Genomic DNA, 19,934 nt, shown 5'->3' on the forward strand with positions numbered 1-19,934 from the left:
CCGATCAGTAGTAGTGCCGCAATTCGCCCCACAACGCAGGCCAAGGCCGCGAAGTCCCCGCACACAAGGAAATCCGCACTCCTTGCTCCTCGTTCTCCACTCCGAGCCCGTTGTCGTGCACGGCCGCCTCGCGACATCCGGTGAACCACGCCGGAAGATACGGCCCCACGACGACCACCGGGCCGACAGCGTCAGCCGGAGGAGGGCCCCAGTCCGCATAGGACATATGCCCCGAGTACACCGAGGGAAGCCCGTAGTGCTCCAAAGCCCCCGCCTGCCCGTAATTCCGCGTGAAGATCACCGCGGTCGAGCGCTGCTCCGCCGGGATCCGCTCCCAAACCCGGGTGACTGAAGAAGCCAGCTCCGGCCACCCCACCTGCTCGCCTTGCTCCTTGTTCACCGCCAGGACCGGCGCCAGCGCGGGCTCCGGCAGCAATGGCAGTCCGACGACGAGCGACACGGCCGCGCCCACGAGAGCCAGGAAGACAGCCAGGGCGCGGCGCCAGGTCCGGTCGAGCCAGCGCAGGCAGGGGTCGGCGCCGGCGGCCGCGAGCAGCAACAGGAACGGCGCCGAATAGTACGGTTTTCCGCCCAGTGCCAGCAAAATCACGCACAGCACCGGATAGGCCAGCGCCAGTGAGCGGGCCCAGCGCAGGGCAGGATCACGCCACAGCCTGAGTCCGCCGGCGATCCAGACCGGCACCGCCACGGGGGAGAGATAGAGCAACTGCATCGGCACGAACAGGATCCGGTTCTCTGCGCCGTCGTCCTCGCTGATCCCGGAAGCCACGGTCAGCAAAGGGAAATCGTGCGCCGCCTGCCAGATCAGCCCCGGTGCCGCCAGGAGAAGCGCGAGCAGGATCCCGGCGGGGAGCCAGCCGGTGCGGAACACCGTCCGCGGGCCGGCGGCGAGTACCGCCAGGCCGATCGAGGCGACCATCAGCAGGACGAGCCACTTGCCCTCCAGTCCGATGCCGACGACGGCGCCGACCGCGAGCCACCATCGTCCGTCGCCGGTGCGGAACAGGCGCAGGGTCACCAGGCCCAGCGCGCTCCAGACCAGCATGTCGACGGTCGCGGTCGAGAGCATGTGCCCGTCGACCACGACGAACGCCGCCAGCGCGGTCATCGCGGCGGTGAGGACCTGCGCGCCGCGCCCACCACCGAACTCGCGCGCGACCAGCGCCAGCAGGATCACCGTCGCGGCGGCGCACAACGTCGCGACCACGCGCAGACCCGCGGGCGTGGCACCGAAGACGTCGGTGGATATCCGCGCGAGCAAGGGTGTCAGCGAAGGCTGATCGACATAACCCCAGTCGAGCCGTTTCCCCGCGGCGAGGAAGTACAGCTCGTCGCGATGGAAGCCGTACCGGCCGGACAACAGGGTCAGCACCAGGATCTGGATCGCGACCACCAGACCGACCGGACCCCGAGCGAATCGCTCCATCGCGCCTCCCCAGACGACGCGAAGCCTACTGCGCGGGCGGCGCCAGTTCGACCCTGTTGCGGCCACCTTGTTTCGCGCGGTAGAGCGCCATGTCGGTGGCGACGAGCAGGTCGTCGACGCTGGTGATGTTGGCCGCCGGATACAGCGCCCCGCCGATCGACACCGTCAGATCGGTCAGCACGGTGTCGCGATCGGGCAGCGCGACCGACACCATCGCCACCTGGTGCCGTATCCGTTCGGCCACCTGGAGCAGTGTCTCCTCGCCGTGGATGTCCGGGATGACGATGGCGAACTCCTCGCCGCCCCACCGCCCGCAGACGTCCTGCTCGCGGATCTCGGCGCGCAGCGCGTCGCCGACCGCGCGCAGGACGAGGTCGCCGTTGGGATGGCCGTAGGTGTCGTTGATCGTCTTGAAATTGTCGAGATCGAGGAACAGCACGCCGAGTTTGCGGCCGGCGCGCGTCCGGCCGAGCTGTTCTTCGGCCAGCTGACGCCAGCGCCGTTTCGTGACGAGACCGGTGGTGGCGTCGGTGTGCGCGTCGCGCCGGTACTGCGTCAGCAGCAGCCCGCGGTGCAGCGCGACCAGCGCGATGACGACCCCGACCAGCACCAGCGGGTTGGCCTGCACGAGGACGACGGCCGTCACCAGACCGAGGCCGAGCGCGCCCGCCTCGAGGATCTGGTCGCCGAATCCGGAGAACAGTTCGCTGACCGACTTCGGCGGCGACGAGAGCGCGATCGCGATCATCACAAGGGCGGTGTTGATCGCCCACCGCAGGGCCGCGGCGACGATGATGACGGCGAGGTCGCCCAGCCCGGCGAGCAGCCCGGAGTCGGGCGGGCCGGGGTAGTGGCGCATGCCGAGGCTGAGCACGAGGACGGCGGCCTGCGTGCCGCAGAGCACCGTCGCGGCGGAGAAGATCCACCGATGGGGGAGAACCGGCCGTTGGTGTGGCCAGATCCGCAGCCATGCGATGGTGTAGGTCACCACGACCATCGCGGCGGCGAGCACCGGCGGCAGCGCGATGACGGCGGCGACGCTCCACACCGCCTTGGTGTCGACGTAGGCGACCGACGGGGCCCTGTCGTACTCCCGTTGGCGTTCGATCTGCCGGGTGCCCTCGATCGCGATGGCCGCGCACAGCGCCAACACGCCGAACCGCACCAGATCGGTACCGGTCACCGGGACCAGCCGGGCCGTGGCGGCGGTCGAGAGGACTGCGATGAGATTCACGACCAGGACGTAGGAACGCACAGGTCGCGGCAGGCTCCACAGGTGCCAGGCCCTGAGCCGCCGCCGCGCGCCACCGAGTCGTCCGTCCACACACCCTCTTCCGTCGGTGATCTACACCGTAATCGAACCGGGACGCCGACGACCGCGTTGTCTCCGACGATAAGACGGGCGGCCCCGAATTCCCCCGGACAGCCCAACCGAAACGAGGGAGGTGCACCGATGCAGGACAACAACTGGTGAGTGTTTTGCCGGGTAGATGGCTATTTCGAGGGAGGTGAACGACATGCGGGACAACAACTGGACCACTCGGCGTGACAACAACTGGACGTGAGTGATCTCGCCCACGAGCGCGCGGCTTCGCGAAGGGAGGTGAACGTAGTGCGTGACAACAACTGGACGACCCGTCGTGACAACAACTGGACGTGATGTGTCAGGAACCGTGCTCGCCAACGGGTGTCGTCCCGCCGAGCGGCCCTACCCCGGGGCCGCGGCGGGACGACACCGCCCGTGACCAGCCTGCCCCGGCGACAGCGGCGACCACGACTCCCGCGCCCGCCGCGACGGTGACCACGGTGGTCGGCGCGACGAACTGGGCCAGCAGCCCGGCGGCCGCGATCCCCACCGCCTGAGCCGCCCGCAACGCGGCGATCGCCACCCCGATCACCTGACCGCGTTGGGCGGGCGGCGCGGCGAGGCTGTACTGCGTCTGCGTGATCATGTCGTGCGCGGAGAACACTCCCGAGATCGTCCACAGCACGACGATCGTGACCAGGCCCGGAGCCCAGCCGGTCGGGATCAGCACCAGGCTGCTCGCCACCGCGAGCGCGCCCAGCACCCGGATCTGCCGTTCGCGCGGGACGCGGCTCAGCAGAAGCCCGCCGAGCACCGAACCGACCGGATTCGCGGCCAGCAACCACGGCAACGCGCCCGCGCCGCCCAGTTCGGCGGCGACCGGGACGGCGAGGCCTTCGGGTACGACGTAGAAACCGCAGCAGCAGGCGATGAGCAGCAGCCAGCGCAGCTTGCGGTCGCGCGCCACCAGTCGGCAGCCCGCGATCAGGGACGGACGTTCGTGGTGAGCGGGTGCCGATGGCGGGAATCGTTCGAGGCCGAAGTGGAGCATGAGCGCCGACAGCGCGAACGTTCCCGCGTCGATCAGCAGCGCGCCCGGCACACCGAGGCCGGTGACGACGGCGGCGCCCGCGCCGAAGCCCACCACGAGCCCGGCCTGGTACGTCGACGAGATGACGGCCTGGCCGACGACCAGCCGGTCCGGGTCGAGCAGATCCGGCAGCATCGCCTGCCGGGCCGCGTGGAACGGCCCGGCCATGAGCTGCACGAGGAACAACAGCGCGGCCGCGACGGGCAGCGGGAGGCCGGGTACCGCCATCAGCGCGATCAGGACGGCGCGGCCGACGTCGGTCACCACCATCACGGTGCGCCGCGAGAAGCGGTCGGCGATGCCGCCCAGCGCGCCGCCGAGGAGGTCGGGCACGAAGGTCAGCGCGTACGCCGCCGAGGCCCAGCCCGCCGACGACGTCCGGTCGAACACCAGGACCGTGAGCGCGACCCTGGCCAGCTGGTCGCCGGCGACCGAGAGCAGATGCGCGAGCCAGATCCGGCGGAATCCGGCGACCGCGAAGACACTGCGGAACGACGCCGCTCGGGCTGGCATGCGCTTCAGGCTGTCGTGACTCGGCCACTCGGCGCAACCCTCGAGAAAAATCCGTTCGCCGTGTCGAACCGGCGCCGGTCCGTTCGACGTGTGAGTAAGAGAAGGAACGGAGAATCCGATGTCGCATTCACTGGGCCCGCTGGCGAACAACCTCGCCGCCTACGCCATCTACTCGACCGCGCAGACCGAGATGCGTCACGCCTACAAGCTGATCGACGCGGGCGACTACCTTGGCGCCGCCGCGGAGATCGACTCCGCCGCACGCGCCGCCGAAGTGCTCGCCCGTGCCACCTTCGATCTCGACGCCGAGCGCTCGGAACGGTGGCTCAGAGTCGTCGCCGCCCGGAAGCGATTCGCCGAACAGGCCCGGGCGCGGGCGTCGGACATCGTCCTGGCCGTCGCCGCTTAACGGAAAGCTCGCCGATAGGTGCCGGGGCTGACGCCGGTCGTGCGTTTGAACCGGTCGCGGAACGCGGTAGGCGAACCGAAACCGACCTCGGCGCCGATCCGTTCGACGGCGTGCTGAGTGGTCTCCAGCAGATGCTGTGCCTGCCGGACCCTCGCGCGGTGCAGCCATTGCAGCGGCGTCGTCCCGGTCTGCTCGCGGAAGTGCCGGATCAGCGTGCGCGTGCTCATCCCGGCGCGCGCGGCGATGTCGGCCAAGGTGAGCTCGCGCGCGAGATTCTCCTGCATCCACAGGAGAGTCGGTTCCAGCGCCGCGCCGCGAGGAGCGGGCGGATGCCGCAGCGCGATGAACTGCGCCTGACCGCCTTCGCGTTCCAGCGCCATGACCGAAAGGCGGGCGGCGTCGGCCGCGATCGCGGAGCCGTGGTCCCGCCGGATCAGATGCAGGCACAGATCCAGGCCGGCGGCGGCGCCCGCGGACGTCAGGATCTGCCCGTTGTCGACATAGAGCACGTCCGGGTCGACATCGATCTCCGGATACATCGCCGCCAACGTCTCGGCGGCGACCCAGTGTGTGGTGGCGCGAAGGCCGTCGAGCAGGCCCGCGGCGGCGAGAACGAAGGTGCCGGAACAGATCGAGGCGATCCGCGTGCCCCTCACGGCGGCCGAAGTGAGCGCGTCGTGGACGGATTCCGGCAACGGCCCGGCCGGGTCCGAGGTGCCGGGGACGATGATCGTGTCGGCCTCGCGCAGCGCCTCCAGTCCCCAAGGCGCGCGCAGGGTGAAGTGCCCGGCGTCGACGTCCGGGTGTTCGGCGCAGACGAGCAGCCGGTAGCCGGCGCTTCCGTCGGCGATCCGGGTGCGGGTGAAGACCTCGATCGGCGTCGAGAGGTCGAACGGGATCACCTTGTCCAGCGCGAGGACCGCGACGGTGTGCATGACCGCACCGTACCCGCCCGATGGCGAGATCCCGTTGGAAGGCGTCGTTCACGCCACTGGGAGCGGACCGCGGCCAGTTCTAGCGTCGAGCCATGATGATCATCGCGCCGATTCTCGTCGGCCTCGTCTACGTCGTCTTGATGTCGCTGATCCACGAACCGCACCGGCGTCGCTTCAACGCGATCATGGTCGCGGGGGCGGGCGCCGCCTATCTGAGCGGAGGCGGCCTGGGGATCTGGGAGTTCGCGTTCGCCGCGGTCGTGACCTACGTGGCTTACCGCGGTCTCGAATCCTGGACGTTCATCGGTATCGCCTGGCTGCTGCACACCGGCTGGGACGTCGTCCACCACCTCAAGGGCGCACCGATCATCCCGTTCCTGCACGATTCGTCGTTCGGCTGCGCGATCTGCGACCCGGTGATCGCGATCTGGTGTCTCGCCGGCGGACGATCGGTGACGGATTTCGTCCGCGCCCGTGTCGGTTCCCGCCGTCCGCGTTCGTCGGTGGGGTGACCGAGCGGACGATGTCGAGATGACCGTGATCGTGGCGGGCAAGGTGTCGACGTGCTGATCTCGGCGGACACGCTGGAACCGGGCCGGGCGAACATCTTCGAGTACTGGGAGTCGGAGGAGGTGCTGGACGCCTGGCGCGCGATCTCGCCGAGGCCGACGTACTCGGCCGAGATCCGGGACGGTGAGGTCTTCAAGCACCGGGTTTCTCACTCCGGGCCGCCGTTCGACTGAGCGTTGAAGTTTGGCCGTTGGGCCGTTTGATGCGAACATATGTTCTATGACGATCGAGGGTCCCATCCTGCACGCCGACCTGGACTCGTTCTACGCGTCGGTCGAGCAGCGTGACGACCCGAAGCTGCGCGGGCGGCCGGTCATCGTCGGCGGCGGTGTGGTGCTGGCGGCCAGTTACGAGGCCAAGGCGTTCGGCGTCCGCACGGCGATGGGCGGCGGCCAGGCGCGGCGGCTGTGCCCGGACGCGATCGTGGTCCCGCCCCGGATGCACGCGTATTCGGCGGCGAGCAAGGCGGTCTTCGAGGTCTTCGGCAACACGACGCCGCTCGTGGAAGGCATTTCGATCGACGAGGCCTTCCTCGACGTCGGCGGGCTGCTGAAGATCGCGGGCACACCGAGCCGGATCGCGGCGAAGCTGCGCAAGGACGTGCTGGAGCAGGTCGGCCTGCCGATCACGGTGGGCGTGGCCAGGACGAAGTTCCTCGCGAAGGTGGCCAGCGGCGTCGCGAAACCCGACGGTCTCCTCGTCGTGCCGCACGACAAGGAGCTGGAGTTCCTGCACCCGCTGCCGGTCGAGCGGCTGTGGGGCGTCGGCAAGGTGACGGCGCGGAAGCTCCGCGAGCGCGGCGTCACGACGGTCGGGCAGATGGAGGGGTTCGGGGAGAAGGAACTCGTCCGGATGCTCGGCCGCGGCGTCGGCGCCCATCTCCACGCCCTGTCCCACAACGACGACCCTCGCCGCGTGCAGACGGGCCGTCGCCGCCGGTCCATCGGGGCGCAGCACGCGCTCGGCAGCAGGCCGCGGTCACCCGCCGAGCTCGACGCGATGCTGCTGACCCTGGCCGACCGCCTCGCCCGTCGCCTGCGGGCGGCGCACCGGGTGTGCCGCACCGTCGTGCTGCGGATGCGGTTCGCCGACTTCACCAAGGCGACCCGGTCGCACACCCTCATGGAGGCGACCGAACAGACCGGCGCGATCGTCGCGGCGGCGCGTGACCTGCTCGCCGCGGCGAGACCGCTGATCGACGAACGCGGCCTCACGCTGATCGGGCTCGCGCTCACGAACCTGTCGAAGGACGACGCGATCCAGCTGGCCTTGCCGTTCGAGGCGAAGCCGAGGGACGCGCTCGATTCGACGCTCGACACGGTCCGGGACCGGTTCGGGTCGAAGTCCATCACGCGCGCGGTGCATCTGGGGCAGGCCGAGCGGCCGTGGGTACCGCTGCTGCCGGACTGAACCCGTCGCTAGGGTGTCCCGGTGGCGGAAGTCGAGATCTACACCGATGGCGCGTGCAGCGGGAATCCCGGTCCCGGCGGCTGGGGCGCGGTGCTGCGGTACGGCACCGTCGAGAAGGAGATCTACGGCGGGGATCCCGGGCCCACCACGAACAACCGGATGGAACTGACCGCGCCCATCGAGGCGCTGGAAAGCCTGAAACGCCGGGTGTCGGTCGACATCTACACCGACAGCACCTACGTCCGGAACGGCATCACCAGCTGGGTGCGGAACTGGAAGAACAACGGCTGGATGACCTCGGCCAAGACACCGGTCAAGAACGCCGATCTGTGGCGCCGCCTCGACGAGGCCGCCTCACGGCACGACGTCGAATGGCACTGGGTCAAGGGCCACGCCGGGCATCCGGAGAACGAGCGGGCGGACCGCCTCGCCGTCAAAGGCGTGGAAGAGGTCGTCGGCCGACCGGTGATCCAGCCCGGCGAGCGGCCCGCCCGGAATCGTTAGCAGCTGACGTTCACCTTCGCGCTCTTGGCGAAGGACACATGGACGTGGTCCATGTGGTTGGCGGTCGCGCCGCCGCGGTCCTCCATGGTGTCCCAGCCGCTGCCGTCGTTGTAGCGCTGCCGCCAGATGACGTAGGTGACGCCGAAGTCCTTCTGATTCGCCATGAGGTACTCGGCGATGGCGTTGCCGGTGGCAGTGTCCACCATGAAGTCCAGCGCGAGGCCGGAGGGGTGGTCGCTGGCGTTCGCCCGGCCGGCGACACCGCCGACGGTCTTGACGCCGAACTTCGCCTTGACGTGGTTGCCGACCTGGGCGACGTGCGGTTTGGTGCCGGCGAGGTCGGTGGAGCACGCCGTCGCGGCGGGCACGGTCTTCTTGACCGGCGCGGGCGCTTTGGTCGGCTTCGGGGGAGCCGAGGAGGTCGCGGGGGACGGGGAGGGGGTGGGGCTTGTCGTGCTGGAGGGCGGGGTGCTGCTGGTCGACGGCGGGGGCGTCGTGCTGGAGACCGGGGGAGACTTCAGCGCGAGCGCGGCGCTGGCCGCTTCGACGTCAGGGGTACCTGCGGACGTCAGCCACATCGACGCCGGGAGCGCCGTGGCGACCGCTGCCGCGATACCCGCGGGGAGCTTCCACTGCGGAGCCTTGTGCTTGCGATGTCTGCCGGCCATTTCTCTGATCACTCACCACTTCGGGGACGGGAACTCGCGTCGGGGGCCGCGAGCTCCGGGCAACATTACGAAAAGGACACGGCAATGTCACGCCCGAGTGTGTTCGCCCACAGTTACCTTGATCGTTGAACCAAAAGAGGCTCACGCCCGTACAGACACAAGAAGTGCTTTTATGTGAGCACTGTGAGTGATGAATTCAATCCGCTTTGCAGGATTGGAAGTACATCTTGTCGTCCGGTGAGGACACGTTCACGCCCGGGGTGACCGGAGCCCGCCCGGTGTCCGCCGAGGCCGCGATCGTCGTGCAGACCAGCTGGTTGATGGCCTGGTTGGACAGTTTGCGGACGGGGAACGGCAGCACGATGGACGTCGGGTTGCCCGAATACACCTCGACCCGGCCGATCTCCGGCGGGACGAACGTGGTGAGCCCCTGCGCGGCTTCCCGTTCCGTCGGCCCCTTCAACAGCAGCGTGAGGGCGCCTTCGGGGGAGATGAAGCCCTCGCTGGGCCGGGTCACCGGGATGACGCGGCCGTCGGAGACGAAGTACAGCGTCAGGCCGGCGCGAACGTAGGTCCCGGTCGTCGCGCGGATCGACGGGCCGGGCCCGGCCGGGACGACGCCGGTCGGCTGGACACCGCAGGCCGCCAGCAGCGTCGCGGCCGCGAGGGCGGGCAGCGCCCGGGTCCTTCTCATCGCGTCCCTCCTTCGGTCCGATGGGGCAGGCGCAGGACGAACCGGGCGCCGTGCCCGGTGTCGGCGGCGGTGATGTCGCCGCCGTGCAGTCGCGCGTTCTCCAGCGCGATCGCCAGGCCCAGCCCGCTGCCCTCGGAGCGGGCACGGGCGGTGTCGGCCTTGGTGAACCGGTCGAACACGTGCGGCAGGACCTCGGGATCGATACCGGGTCCGTGATCCTCGACCTCCAGGGTGGCGCCGTCGCCGCCGGCGCGCAGGCGGACTTCGACCGGTGCCGCGCCGTGCCGGAACGCGTTGCCCACGAGATTCGCCACGATCAGGTCGAGCCGCCGCCGGTCGACGCGGGCGAGGACGCCTTCCGGCAGGTCGGTGACCAGGTCCTCACCCTCGCGCCAGCCGCGGGCGTCGAGGCTGTCCCGGATCGCCGTCGCGAGATCCCATTCGTCGAGCACGAGTTCGGCGCGGCCCGCGTCGAACCGGGAGATCTCGACCAGGTCCTGGACCAGCCGGGTCAGCCTCCGGGTCTCGCCCGAGACCAGCCGTGCCGCGACGGCGGTGTCCGGCGGCAGTGCCTCCGCGTCCTCGTCCAGGACGTCGGTGACCGCGTTCATCGCCGCGAGCGGCGTCCGGAGTTCGTGCGAGACGTCGGCGACGAACCGGCGGGCGTCGGCCTCCATCGCTCGCAGCTCGCCGACCGTGCGCTCCAGCTCGGCGGCGGTGTTGTTGAAGGTCGTCACCAGTTCGGCCAGCTCGTCGGACCCCTTGGCGGGCAGCCGCACGTCGAGCCTGCCTTCGCCGAGCTGGGCGGCGGCGGTGTTCAGCGCCCGGACCGGTCTCAGCACCTGCCTCGCCGCGAGCAGGGCGAGCGCCGCGGCCAGCGGAAGGACGAGCGCGGCCATCTGCCAGGCGGATTTCGCGAGTTCGTCGATGGCCTGTTGCTGCTGGACGAGCGAGGTGAGCGAGTACACCTCGATCCCGCTGGCCCTCGTCGACCCGTCGGGCTGCCGCGTCAGCACCGGCAGGCCGACCTGGAGTTCGGGGCCGGTGTCGCGGTCCAGCCGCTGGAACTGGATCCGGATGTCGCCCGCGACCGTCCGCCGCAGTTCGGTCGAGAACCTGGTCAGGTCCGGGCCGTTGACCGATCGCAGGTTCCCGCTGACCGCGACGGCGTTCAACCGCAGGCTGCCCGCGAAGTCGTTGAGCTGGTCCTGGGTCGGAGGTGTGGACAGCGGGCGGTCGTAGGCGCCGACCCGGTCCTTCAGCTGGTCCATCGCCGCGTCCTGGACGGCCTTGAGGATCGCGTTCCTCGCCGAGACGTAACTGGCCCCCGCCGCGGCCGCCGCGCCGATGATCGCCATCGCCGCGAAGGCCAGGATGAGCCGGGGCCGCAGCCCGGAGAGCAGCCTCATGAACGGCCGAACCGGTACCCGAAGCCGCGGACGGTCTGGACGTGTTCGGGTTTCGCGGGAACGTCTTCGATCTTCGCGCGCAGCCGCTGGACACAGGCGTCGACCAGCCGGGAGTCGCCGAGGTAGTCGTGATCCCAGACGGCGGAGAGGATCTGCTGGCGGCTGTAGACCTGGCCGGGCGTGCGCGACAGCTCCAGCAGCAGTTTCAGCTCGGTCGGGGTGAGCGAGACCGGCTCGCCGTTCTTCGTGACCACCAGCCCCGCCCGGTCGATGACCAGTCCGCCGTGCCGCTCACCGGCGGCGTCGTCGCTCGCGGGTTTCTCGCTCACCGCGCGCCGCAGCACCGCCCGGATCCGGGCGTCGAGCACACGGGGTTCGATCGGCTTGGTCACGTAGTCGTCGGCGCCCGCCTCCAGCCCGGCGACGATGTCGAAGTCGTCGCTGCGGGCGGTGAGCATGATGATCGGCACCTCGCCCGCCGAGCGGATACGGCGGCAGGTCTCGAAGCCGTCGATGCCGGGGAGCATCAGATCGAGCACGACGATGTCGGGCTGGAACACCCGCAGTTTCTCCAGCCCGAGCTCACCGCTCTCGGCGGTGTGGACGGTGTGCGCCTGACGGCGCAGCGCGAGTTCCAGTCCCTCCCGCACGGACGCGTCGTCTTCGATCAACAGGACACTGGCCACGCCGCCATTATTCGGATGCCGCCGCGCGTGTGCGACTCGGCTCGATCTTGTAGCAGAACCATGACATTGTCCGGACCTCTTGGCTAAACGCCGTGGGGACAGTGAGACGCATGGCCCTACTCCTCCACGAAGCGAAACCGACCCCCGCCCGCCGTCCGCTGCCGGGACGGCACGCCGAGACCAGGCGGACCCTGTCCAGGGCCGTGTTCCAGCTCGTCACCGGACTGGGACTGGCCGTCGCGTTCCTCGTGACCTACGTGCTGTTCGTGCACACGTCGGCGGGGCAGCACGCGGAGAACGGCGTCGTCCGCAGCGCGCAGTCCGGCCAGTGGTCCACAATGGACTGGGCGGGGCCGCTGCGCGACCAGGACATGGTGCTCGTGATCGGCGCCGCCGGGATCGGGCTCGTCGTCCTGGCGCTGCTCCGGCGCAAACCGGGCCTCCTGGTCCCCGCGCTGAGCGTTCTCGTGCTCCCGCTCGTCGCCGCGCAGTTGCTCAAGCTCTACGTCCTCGTCCGCCCCGAGCTGCCCGACGGCGGCCGAGGGCCGGGGCACAACAGTTTTCCCAGCGGGCACGTCAGCGCCGCCATGGCCATTCTGATGGCACTCGCTTTCGTTCTGCCCCAACGATTCCGCCCGGCGATCATCGGAATCGGCGGCGTCGCGGTCGCCTGGGTCTCGTCGTCGACCATCGCGCTGGGCTGGCATCGGCTCAGCGACACGGCGGGCGCCTGCCTGCTGGCGGCGTCGTTCGCCTGCCTGCTCGCCGCCTGGCTGACCACCCGGCGCCGGGATCTGCGCCGCACCCCCGCTTCCCTGGTCGCGCTGGCCGCGGTGCTGCCCACCGCGATCGTCCTGATCGGCTTCGCGGTGCTGAGCACGGCGACCGCCGGTGCCGCCCAGTTCGTCGCCGCGCTGGTGCTGGCCGCGTGCGCGGCGGTGGGGATCGTGCTGGTCGCGTTGTGGCCGTTGCGCGGATCCGCGTTCGAACGGCGGACCGGCGTGGAGACCAGGGTGGTCGGCGATCTGCTCGAGACCCGCCTCGTGACCCGACGCTGACGCGGCTTGGGCCGTAACTCGCGTGATCGAAGCCGTAACTCGCGTGATTGGAGGCGTAACTCGCGAGTCGCGCCTCCAATCACGCGAGTTACGGCTGGAAGCACGCGTCTTACGTCAATCCCGGCGCGAGTCTCCTGCCCGGCTCAACGGCGACATCGGCGTCCGGGGCGAGGGCGGGACCGCGGAGGGTGCCACGACCACGCGGTTCCGTCCGCTCCGTTTCGCTTGGTACATGGCCGCGTCCGCCACGCGGAACAGCTCGCCGTAATCCGTCGAATGTTCGGGTGAGAGCCCGACGCCGATCGACACGGTGCAGCCGTGGATCGGTCCCACCGCGCGGGGTTCGTTGGTAGCGTGCCCGCTGGCGAGTTCGGTCAGGCCGGTGATGGCGGTCTTCTCGACGGCCGCCCGGATCCGCTCGGCGATCCGCGTCGCCTCCTCGCGCGTGGTGTCCGGCAGCAGCACCGAGAACTCCTCGCCGCCCCACCGGCCGACGATGTCGGTGGAGCGGGTGTTCTGCCGCAGCACGGCGCTGACGCAGCCGAGCACGATGTCACCGCCGGAATGCCCGTACTTGTCGTTCCACTGCTTGAAGTGGTCGAGGTCCAGCATCAGGAACGCCGTCGGCCGCCGCCCGGTCTGGTCTTCGAGCAGCCGCAGGGCCGCGGGCGCGTGGAAGGAGTCCTCGGTCAGCAGGCCGGTCTTCCGGTCACGCTGGCTGCGCGCGATCGTGTCCGCCAGCGCCTGCGAGAGCCGGGTCGACCGCAGCGCGACCCCGATCATCACGAGCGGCACCAGCGCGATGTTGACCGCGCCGAGGATCGTGGTGCACGCCGCGAGTTGCAGCGCGTAGACGAAGTCCGCGTTGTCGGCCCAGCTGCCGATCAGCTTCTGCCGCCGCCAGCCGCCCCACGCCAGGCCGCGCGCGATGCTGATCAGGAGCGTCTGCGACGCGAAGTACCAGAGCGCGGCGCCCACCAGCGCGACGGCGGCGAGCGCGATGTCGCCCGGTCGCTGGGGGAGGGTGCCCGATTCGAGCCAGGTGTGCAGTTCCGTCAGGTGGGTGAGCGTGTGCACGCCGAGGATGGAGGCGGCGTGCGCGGCGGTGGTGAAGAGGAACGTCGTCATCGCCTTGTGCGCGATGGAGTAGCGCTGCACGCGCACCATCAGCAGCAGCGCGAGCGACAACGCGGGCGGTAGCAGGACGGCCGCGCCACCCAGCCAGACGGCGGTCTGGTCGATGTGCTCGCCGCGCCGGTCGTCGGCCCGGCGCTGCTCCTCCGGATGCTGCGTCTGGACGACGTACCAGATCGCGCAGCACGCGATCACGCCGAAGCGGACGAGATCGGTGGTCGTGACGGAAGCCCGGAAACCGCTGTACAGCGCCCAGGCGGCGACGGCGATCTCGGTGCCGAGCATCCAGAAGACCGCCGCGGGCGGCAGCCGCCACAGTTCCCACCCCGCCGGATGGCGCAGGGTGTTCCAGGCACGACCTCGCAACCGCCAGACGCGGGCGGCGGCGAGGCCGACGGTGTCGGCGAAACCCCGGAGCGAACCGCGCGGCCGCTCCGAGACCGCGTCAGGGTCGTGCTTGCCGAACTCGCTGACGAGGGTCACCTCCCACCGTTACGCACCGCACCCGCTTCGATCTTGCTGGTCACCACGAGGGGGTGACAGGGGGACCGCGTTGACGATCTCGTGAGACAGGCCAATGCCTGCGTTCGCCGGACGACCTTCCGCCACAAGCTGGCATCGTGGCTGGTATGCCTGACGCCGCCGAGGTACCCGCGCTGTTCGGCCCGGAGTTCGACAGGGATCCCTCGCCCGCCTACGAATGGCTCCGGGCGAACGCCCCCGCGTTCCGGCTCCCGCTTCCCGGTGACACCTGGACCTGGCTGCTGACCAGGCACGCGGACGTGGTTTCCGCGATGGCCGACCCGCGTTTGTCCAAATGCCCGTCCGTCGCGGCGGACCACTGGCGCAAGGCCAATCTCGGGCTGCCCGCCGACCACCGGCCCACGCTCATCGGGCATATGAACAACTTCGAGGGCGAGGACCACGCACGGTTGCGCAAGGCCTGCGCCGGTGCCTTCGGGCCGCGGCGGCTGCAGCACATGCGCGACCGCACGCACCGGCTCGCGAACGAACTGCTCGACCCGATCCTGGAGCGGGGCGAGGGCGACCTCGTCGAGGATTTCGCGTACCCGCTGGGAATCCGGTCGATCTGCGAGCTGATCGGCATCCCGGACAGCCTGCTGGACGAGGTCCGCCCGCCCGCGCTGGTAGTCGCCGCCGGCGACGTCACGGACATGGCGTCGATGCTGCGGGCGACCGACGAGCTGGACGTGCTGCTCGCCGACGTCGTCGCCCGCAAACGCGCCGAACCGGGGGCGGACCTGATCAGCGACCTCCTCGCCCAAGAGGCCGACGGGAGGCTGACCGGCGACGAGGTCGCCGCGACGGCGTTCCTCTCCCTGATCGCCGGGCACGAGACGACGATCAGCCTCATCGCGTCCACCGCGCTGACCCTCATCACGCATCCGGAGGAGGCGGCCCGCGCCCGCGACGACGGCGCACACCTGACGCTCGTCATCGAGGAGGTCCTGCGCCGCGACACCCCGCTGCAGAACACCAGCTGGCGCTTCGTCACCGAACCGATGGAACTCGCCGGGCAGCGGATGGAGGCGGGCGATCCGATCCTGTTGTCGTTGCTGGCGGCCAATCGCGATCCGGAGGTGCATCCCGACCCGCTCGCCTTCCGGCCGGGCGAGCGGCCGGTGCGGCATGTGGCCTTCGGCGTCGGCCCGCATATCTGCATCGGCGCCGCGCTCGCGCGGATGCAGGCGTCCGCGGCGCTGGAGACGTTGTTCGGCCGCGCGCCGTCGATGACGCTGACCGTGCCCGAGGACCGGCTCGTGTGGTGGCCGAGCGCGATCACCCGCGGCCTGCACAATCTGCCGGTGCGGCTCTAGACCGTGCCCGGTCCGCCGGCTCGCGTGATCGAACGGACGACACGTGTGATCAGGCGGACGACACGCGTGTCCAGAGAGACGACAACGCGACAGGATCCGGCTATCGGTGAGCCGTCCGCCTGATCACGCGTGTCGTCCATGTGATCACGCGTGTCGTCCGAGGCGGGCATGCGCCCTGAGGTCACACCGCTCCTTCGAGGCGGCCCCGCAGCACGCTCGCCTTCCGGTCGTCGAGATCCATGACGAGCTGGAGCGCGTCGCGCCAGACGGCCATGGCCTCGTCGGTCCGTCCCCGCGCGGCCAGCGCGCAGCCGCGTTCGTCGAGCGCGTCGGCCTGCCCCCAGACGTCGCCGCAGTTCCGGTAGGCGGTCAGCGCCTGCTCGCAGTACCCGAGCGCCTGCTCGAGATCGCCGAACCGGCGGCAGGTCCTGGCCAGCGGCACCAGGGCGAAGCCCATGCCGTGCTGGTCGGCGTCCTTCGCGTAGGCGTCGAAGGCGCGCAGGCCGTGTTCGAGGGCGAGGTCCCGCTCGCCGAGGTCGCGGTACGCGCGGCCGAGGTGGACCCGCGCGGTCGCTTCGCCGAGCCGGTAGCCGATCCGGGCGTTCACCTCCACGCTCTTCCCGGCGAGCCGCACGGCTTCGGCGTAGTCCTCCCGTTCGTGCGCGATGTTGCCGAGCCCCACCAGCGCCCAGCCGAGGCTCGGGTTCTCGCCGATCTCTTCCGAGAGTTCGACGGCCTGGCCGAACAGGTCGCGCGCGCGGTCGAGGTCGCCGCGCCGCCGGTGCGCCTCGGCGAGGTTGATCGCCGACCACGCCAGCCCGGCGAGGTCGCCACCCGCCTTCGCGGACTCGATCGCCACCTCGTGGCTGGAGATCCACGTCTGCCACGGCCTGCCGAGCAGGTGGTAGTCGAACAGTTCCACCGGCAGCCGCCAGCCGATCTCGTACAGCCCGTGGTCCAGCGCCAGCCGGGCGACGCCGGTGATGCTCGGCATCTCCGACGCGCACCAGATGTAGGCCTCGTCGAACGTGGCGAACCGGAGCGGCTCGACGCCTTCGGGCGCGGGCCCCAGGTCGACGTGGTGGTCGCGGGCCGGGGTCAGCGTCCAGCTCGCCGCGTTGGCGGCGTGGAGGTACCAGTGGGTCAGCCGGGAGACCGCCGCCTGCCGCTCGTCCCGCCATCGCGCGGCGGCGGCCTCTTCGGCGGCGTAGACGCGGAGCAGGTCGTGGAAGCGGTAGTACCGCGCGCCGACCTGCTGGACGAGATGCGCGTGCACGAGCTTGTCCAGCAGCCGTCGCGCGTCGTGTTCCGGCAGACCGGCCAACGCGGCCGCCGCGCCCGGGGTGAACCGCGGCCCGGGATGGAGGCCGAGCAGCCGGAACATCCGGGCGGTGTCGGCCTCGAGCGCGCGGTACGACCAGCTGAACGCGGCCCGGACCCCGACGGCGTCGTCGTCGACCGCGAGCAGTTCCAGCCTTCGTCCCTCGGCGACGAGTTCACGGGCGAGCTCGCCGACGCTCTGATGGGGATGCGTGGCGACCCGTTCCGCGGCGATGCTCACCGCGAGCGGGAGCGCCGCGCACAGCCGGACCAGCCTGCCGACGCCTTCGGGGTCGCCTGCCGCGCGTTCGTCGCCGATGAGGTCGGCCATGAGCCGGGCCGCTTCGAGATCTTCCAGTGGCTCCAAGGAAACCTGGACCGCCCCGGTGCCGACGACCAGCCCGGACAGCCGCCGCCTGCTGGTGATCAGGACGGTCGTGTCCGGGGTGCCGGGCAGCACCGGCCGCACCTGGTGCGAATCGAGGGCGTTGTCCAGCACGACGAGTGTGCGCTGGCCGCGCAACAGTCCCCGCAGGAGCGCCAGCCGCATGTGTTCCTCGGCGGGGACCCGGTCGGGGCGGACACCGACGCAGCGCAGAAGGTCGTCGAGGATGTCGGCGGGTTGCGCGGGGGAGCCCGCCGCATAACCGCGGAGATCCGACCAGAGGACGCAGTCGAACTCCTCTTGCCGCCGGTTCGCCCAATTCAGCACGAGCGCGGTCTTCCCGACCCCGGGCGGCCCGGCAACGAAGACCACTTTGGCCGTTTCGGTGAACACTTTTTCGTCCAGCAGCGCCAAGTGTTCCGCGCGGCCGACGAAATGATCGGGCGGCGGGGGAAGATGCACATAAGGTTCCGCGCGGGCGGCTTCGGCGAGCACGATCAAGGCCCCGCCCGCGTCCAGCGCGCGATCACACGCTTCGGCGAATTCCGCGCTCGGCGGGGTGAGCCCCCGTTCGACCCGGCTGATGAGACTTTTGTCGACATAGGCGAGTTTCTGAAGGTCCCGCAAGGCCAGCCCGCGTTCCTGCCGCCGTTGCCGCAATGCGCGCCCGAAGGTGAGCGCCGCCGTCGAAACCGGGCGGGCTCTACCGGTCTCCCCGGATCTGGCCGAGCCGGAATTCTCGGTCACCAGAAGCACCTTTCTCCCCGCTGCGCGGCAGATGGTGCCACAACCTTCCCATTACGTGGGTCACAACCTGGCCACCGGGTATGCGCGGGTGCGAAGGCAGCCCCCAAACTGTGCGAGAACGCGCCCGTTCCCCACCGGTGCGCCGGCCGAAAGGGAGGTGGATCATGCGCGACCGCGAAATGTGAGCAGGCCCTGTCCCGCCTCGCGAACGACCGGGCGAGTACTGATCTCCTCGGAACCCGGTCGTGGCCGCCTTTCCCGGCGGCCACGGCCGGGCCCTTTCGAAAGGTGTAGGACCGCTTAACGTCGGTGTAGATCTTTTCACTTGTCCTGACGTGTCGCCCGAGGCAGCTTGAAGAGGTATCGAGCGGCCCGGCGAAAGGAACCAAGTGAGCATCGGCGCGCCGGGAACCCTGATCCGGATGGGCGTTCTCGCCCTGTTGTGGGGATCGGGATTCCTGTGGATCAAGCTCGCCCTGACCGGGTTGCCGCCCGTTCAGGTGACCGTCATCCGCTGCGCGCTCGGCGCGGCCGTCCTTCTCGTGCTGAGCCGCTGGGCCGGGCAACGCCTCCCGCGCGGCCGCCGGATCTGGGGCAGGCTCCTCGTCGCCGCCTTCTTCTGCAACGCCTTGCCGTTCGCGTTGTTCGGCATCGGCGAACTGACCGTCGACTCCGGTGTCGCCGGGGTGATGAACGCGACGACCCCGCTGTGGTCGCTGCTGATCGGCATCGGGATCGGCACCGAACGCCGGATCACCGCGATCCGCGTCGGCGGCCTGGTCCTCGGTTTCGCCGGCATCCTGCTGATCTTCGCGCCCTGGCAGAAGAGCGGCCTGCTGGGCTGGGGGACGCTGGCCCTGCTCGGCGCCGGCATCAGTTACGCGATCGCTTTCGCTTACATGGGACGGAAACTCGTCGGCGAGGGCGGCCCGATCGCGATCTCCGCCGCCCAGCTGCTGACCGCCACCGGGCTGAGCGCGCTGGCGCTGCCGTTCGACGCCGCATCGTCCGGGCCGCTGAACGTGACCGCGGTGGTCGCCGTCGTCGTCCTCGGGATCTTCGGCACCGGCGTCACCTTCTACCTCAACTACCGGCTCATCGCCGACGAGGGCGCGACCTCCGCGGCGACCGTCGGCTACCTGCTGCCGGTGGTCTCGGTCGCGCTGGGCGCGATCGTGCTCGGCGAGGAACTCGGCCCGCGGGTGCTCGCCGGGATGGCCGTGGTGCTGCTCGGAGTCGCCCTGACCCGCTACGTGAGGTCTTCGGCGAGCAGGTCCATCAGCAGTCCGTCGTGCCAGCCTTCGCCGTCGGTGTCGCGTTCGTAGCGGCGCATCACCCCGACCTCGCGGAAGCCGACGGCCTTGTAGCAGCGGATGGCGGCGTCGTTGTCCACGGCGGGATCGATCACCAGCCGATGGTGCCCGCGATCGTGCAGGAGATGCCGCGCCATCGTGCGGACGGTGTCCGTGCCCAGCCCGCGGCCGTGGGCCGCCGGGTCGAGGAAGAGGTCGACCGACGCGTGCCGGTACATCGGGTCCTCCTCTTCGCCGTACTGGACGAAGCCGCGGACGACGCCGCCTTCCAGGACCGTGAAGCAGGTCGTGGTGGGGTCGTCGAACGGCCAGGTGGGGGAGTCTTCGACCGAACCCCAGCGCGCCGCGACCTCGGCCGCGCCGCGGATCCGCCGCAGGTCCGGGACATGGGCCTCGGTGACCGGGGTCAGGGTCACGAACTCCCCGCGCAACTCGGTGGTCAGTTCCCCGCTCCGTCCGCTCGTCCGAATGGCGCCAGTCTAGGGAGAAACCGGCTGG

General features: G+C 70.3%; 19 protein-coding genes. 8 read left to right on the top strand and 11 right to left on the bottom strand.

Annotation, left to right across the window (positions count from 1 at the left end; all coding sequences use genetic code 11):
• Nucleotides 1-4: 4 nt before the first annotated feature.
• The 3 genes from ACZ1DY_RS17480 to ACZ1DY_RS17490 all read right to left on the bottom strand — a co-directional run bounded on the left by ACZ1DY_RS17480 (nucleotide 5) and on the right by ACZ1DY_RS17490 (nucleotide 4,356).
• Nucleotides 5-1,447 (bottom strand): glycosyltransferase family 39 protein, encoded by a 1,443-nt coding sequence (locus ACZ1DY_RS17480; protein ID WP_465484970.1) that lies wholly within the window; start codon nucleotides 1,445-1,447, stop codon nucleotides 5-7.
• A 25-nt stretch (nucleotides 1,448-1,472) separates the two neighbouring features.
• A complete protein-coding gene (locus ACZ1DY_RS17485) occupies nucleotides 1,473-2,771 on the bottom strand; it encodes a GGDEF domain-containing protein (RefSeq protein ID WP_371878856.1) in 1,299 nt (432 codons plus the stop codon).
• Nucleotides 2,772-3,111: 340 nt separating this feature from the next.
• Nucleotides 3,112-4,356: an MFS transporter gene (locus ACZ1DY_RS17490; protein ID WP_257487588.1), complete on the bottom strand. Its 1,245-nt coding sequence runs from the start codon at nucleotides 4,354-4,356 to the stop codon at nucleotides 3,112-3,114.
• Between the two features lie 118 nt (nucleotides 4,357-4,474).
• Here ACZ1DY_RS17490 and ACZ1DY_RS17495 point away from each other — a divergent pair, with 118 nt between their 5' ends.
• Nucleotides 4,475-4,765, top strand: coding sequence for a hypothetical protein (locus ACZ1DY_RS17495; RefSeq protein WP_465484971.1), 291 nt, complete (start codon nucleotides 4,475-4,477; stop codon nucleotides 4,763-4,765).
• On the opposite strand, the gene ACZ1DY_RS17500 is transcribed toward ACZ1DY_RS17495, so the two are convergent.
• Nucleotides 4,762-5,700, bottom strand: coding sequence for a GlxA family transcriptional regulator (locus tag ACZ1DY_RS17500; protein ID WP_465484972.1), 939 nt, complete (start codon nucleotides 5,698-5,700; stop codon nucleotides 4,762-4,764). The two genes, ACZ1DY_RS17495 and ACZ1DY_RS17500, sit on opposite strands and share 4 nt — an antisense overlap.
• 92 nt (nucleotides 5,701-5,792) lie before the next feature.
• Between ACZ1DY_RS17500 and ACZ1DY_RS17505 the strand changes: the two genes are divergently transcribed.
• The 4 genes from ACZ1DY_RS17505 to rnhA are packed head-to-tail and all read left to right on the top strand — an operon-like array spanning nucleotide 5,793 to nucleotide 8,184.
• A complete protein-coding gene (locus ACZ1DY_RS17505) occupies nucleotides 5,793-6,212 on the top strand; it encodes a DUF6010 family protein (RefSeq protein ID WP_465484973.1) in 420 nt (139 codons plus the stop codon).
• Between the two features lie 51 nt (nucleotides 6,213-6,263).
• The gene (locus ACZ1DY_RS17510; protein ID WP_465484974.1) at nucleotides 6,264-6,443 is read left to right on the top strand and encodes a hypothetical protein; all 180 of its coding nucleotides are present in this window, start codon (nucleotides 6,264-6,266) and stop codon (nucleotides 6,441-6,443) included.
• 46 nt (nucleotides 6,444-6,489) lie between these two features.
• Nucleotides 6,490-7,680, top strand: coding sequence for a DNA polymerase IV (gene dinB / locus ACZ1DY_RS17515; RefSeq protein ID WP_465484975.1), 1,191 nt, complete (start codon nucleotides 6,490-6,492; stop codon nucleotides 7,678-7,680).
• A 21-nt stretch (nucleotides 7,681-7,701) separates the two neighbouring features.
• Nucleotides 7,702-8,184 (top strand): ribonuclease HI, encoded by a 483-nt coding sequence (gene rnhA / locus ACZ1DY_RS17520; RefSeq protein WP_126737784.1) that lies wholly within the window; start codon nucleotides 7,702-7,704, stop codon nucleotides 8,182-8,184.
• Here rnhA and ACZ1DY_RS17525 read toward each other — a convergent pair.
• From ACZ1DY_RS17525 to ACZ1DY_RS17540, 4 genes are all read right to left on the bottom strand, one after another.
• A complete protein-coding gene (locus tag ACZ1DY_RS17525; protein ID WP_465484976.1) occupies nucleotides 8,181-8,852 on the bottom strand; it encodes a VldE C-terminal domain-containing protein in 672 nt (223 codons plus the stop codon). The genes rnhA and ACZ1DY_RS17525 overlap by 4 nt on opposite strands.
• Before the next feature lie 196 nt (nucleotides 8,853-9,048).
• Complete coding sequence (locus tag ACZ1DY_RS17530; protein WP_126730701.1) at nucleotides 9,049-9,546, bottom strand: hypothetical protein; 498 nt, start codon at nucleotides 9,544-9,546, stop codon at nucleotides 9,049-9,051.
• Nucleotides 9,543-10,955: an ATP-binding protein gene (locus ACZ1DY_RS17535; RefSeq protein WP_465484977.1), complete on the bottom strand. Its 1,413-nt coding sequence runs from the start codon at nucleotides 10,953-10,955 to the stop codon at nucleotides 9,543-9,545. The genes ACZ1DY_RS17530 and ACZ1DY_RS17535 overlap by 4 nt, the downstream gene beginning before the upstream one ends.
• Nucleotides 10,952-11,641, bottom strand: a complete 690-nt coding sequence (locus ACZ1DY_RS17540; RefSeq protein ID WP_126730705.1) for a response regulator transcription factor — start codon at nucleotides 11,639-11,641, stop codon at nucleotides 10,952-10,954. The genes ACZ1DY_RS17535 and ACZ1DY_RS17540 overlap by 4 nt, the downstream gene beginning before the upstream one ends.
• A gap of 110 nt (nucleotides 11,642-11,751) precedes the next feature.
• Between ACZ1DY_RS17540 and ACZ1DY_RS17545 the strand changes: the two genes are divergently transcribed.
• Nucleotides 11,752-12,699: a phosphatase PAP2 family protein gene (locus tag ACZ1DY_RS17545; RefSeq protein WP_465484978.1), complete on the top strand. Its 948-nt coding sequence runs from the start codon at nucleotides 11,752-11,754 to the stop codon at nucleotides 12,697-12,699.
• A 114-nt stretch (nucleotides 12,700-12,813) separates the two neighbouring features.
• On the opposite strand, the gene ACZ1DY_RS17550 is transcribed toward ACZ1DY_RS17545, so the two are convergent.
• Nucleotides 12,814-14,316, bottom strand: coding sequence for a GGDEF domain-containing protein (locus ACZ1DY_RS17550; protein ID WP_465484979.1), 1,503 nt, complete (start codon nucleotides 14,314-14,316; stop codon nucleotides 12,814-12,816).
• Nucleotides 14,317-14,462: 146 nt separating this feature from the next.
• Here ACZ1DY_RS17550 and ACZ1DY_RS17555 point away from each other — a divergent pair, with 146 nt between their 5' ends.
• Nucleotides 14,463-15,671, top strand: a complete 1,209-nt coding sequence (locus tag ACZ1DY_RS17555) for a cytochrome P450 family protein (protein WP_465484980.1) — start codon at nucleotides 14,463-14,465, stop codon at nucleotides 15,669-15,671.
• Between the two features lie 181 nt (nucleotides 15,672-15,852).
• Here the strand turns inward: ACZ1DY_RS17555 and ACZ1DY_RS17560 are convergent, their stop codons facing one another.
• Entirely contained in the window at nucleotides 15,853-18,123 is a 2,271-nt protein-coding gene (locus ACZ1DY_RS17560) for a tetratricopeptide repeat protein (protein ID WP_465484981.1), read from the bottom strand.
• Between the two features lie 389 nt (nucleotides 18,124-18,512).
• On the opposite strand from ACZ1DY_RS17560, the gene ACZ1DY_RS17565 reads away from it, so the two are divergent.
• Nucleotides 18,513-19,448 carry a DMT family transporter gene (locus ACZ1DY_RS17565; protein WP_465484982.1) on the top strand — a complete coding sequence of 312 codons (936 nt, stop codon included), beginning with the start codon at nucleotides 18,513-18,515 and terminating at the stop codon, nucleotides 19,446-19,448.
• On the opposite strand, the gene ACZ1DY_RS17570 is transcribed toward ACZ1DY_RS17565, so the two are convergent.
• On the bottom strand, nucleotides 19,373-19,879 hold the full coding sequence (locus ACZ1DY_RS17570) for a GNAT family N-acetyltransferase (RefSeq protein ID WP_321183136.1): 507 nt from the start codon (nucleotides 19,877-19,879) through the stop codon (nucleotides 19,373-19,375). The two genes, ACZ1DY_RS17565 and ACZ1DY_RS17570, sit on opposite strands and share 76 nt — an antisense overlap.
• Nucleotides 19,880-19,934 lie beyond the last annotated feature (55 nt).

The organism is Amycolatopsis sp. PSD-21, assembly GCF_055561455.1.

Coding starts and splice junctions, on each gene's coding strand:
- ACZ1DY_RS17480 (WP_465484970.1), bottom strand. CDS start 1,447: ATGGAGCGATTCGCTCGGGGTCCGGTCGGTCTGGTGGTCGCGATCCAG.
- ACZ1DY_RS17490 (WP_257487588.1), bottom strand. CDS start 4,356: ATGCCAGCCCGAGCGGCGTCGTTCCGCAGTGTCTTCGCGGTCGCCGGA.
- ACZ1DY_RS17495 (WP_465484971.1), top strand. CDS start 4,475: ATGTCGCATTCACTGGGCCCGCTGGCGAACAACCTCGCCGCCTACGCC.
- ACZ1DY_RS17500 (WP_465484972.1), bottom strand. CDS start 5,700: ATGCACACCGTCGCGGTCCTCGCGCTGGACAAGGTGATCCCGTTCGAC.
- ACZ1DY_RS17505 (WP_465484973.1), top strand. CDS start 5,793: ATGATGATCATCGCGCCGATTCTCGTCGGCCTCGTCTACGTCGTCTTG.
- dinB (WP_465484975.1), top strand. CDS start 6,490: ATGACGATCGAGGGTCCCATCCTGCACGCCGACCTGGACTCGTTCTAC.
- ACZ1DY_RS17525 (WP_465484976.1), bottom strand. CDS start 8,852: ATGGCCGGCAGACATCGCAAGCACAAGGCTCCGCAGTGGAAGCTCCCC.
- ACZ1DY_RS17530 (WP_126730701.1), bottom strand. CDS start 9,546: ATGAGAAGGACCCGGGCGCTGCCCGCCCTCGCGGCCGCGACGCTGCTG.
- ACZ1DY_RS17535 (WP_465484977.1), bottom strand. CDS start 10,955: ATGAGGCTGCTCTCCGGGCTGCGGCCCCGGCTCATCCTGGCCTTCGCG.
- ACZ1DY_RS17545 (WP_465484978.1), top strand. CDS start 11,752: ATGGCCCTACTCCTCCACGAAGCGAAACCGACCCCCGCCCGCCGTCCG.
- ACZ1DY_RS17555 (WP_465484980.1), top strand. CDS start 14,463: ATGCCTGACGCCGCCGAGGTACCCGCGCTGTTCGGCCCGGAGTTCGAC.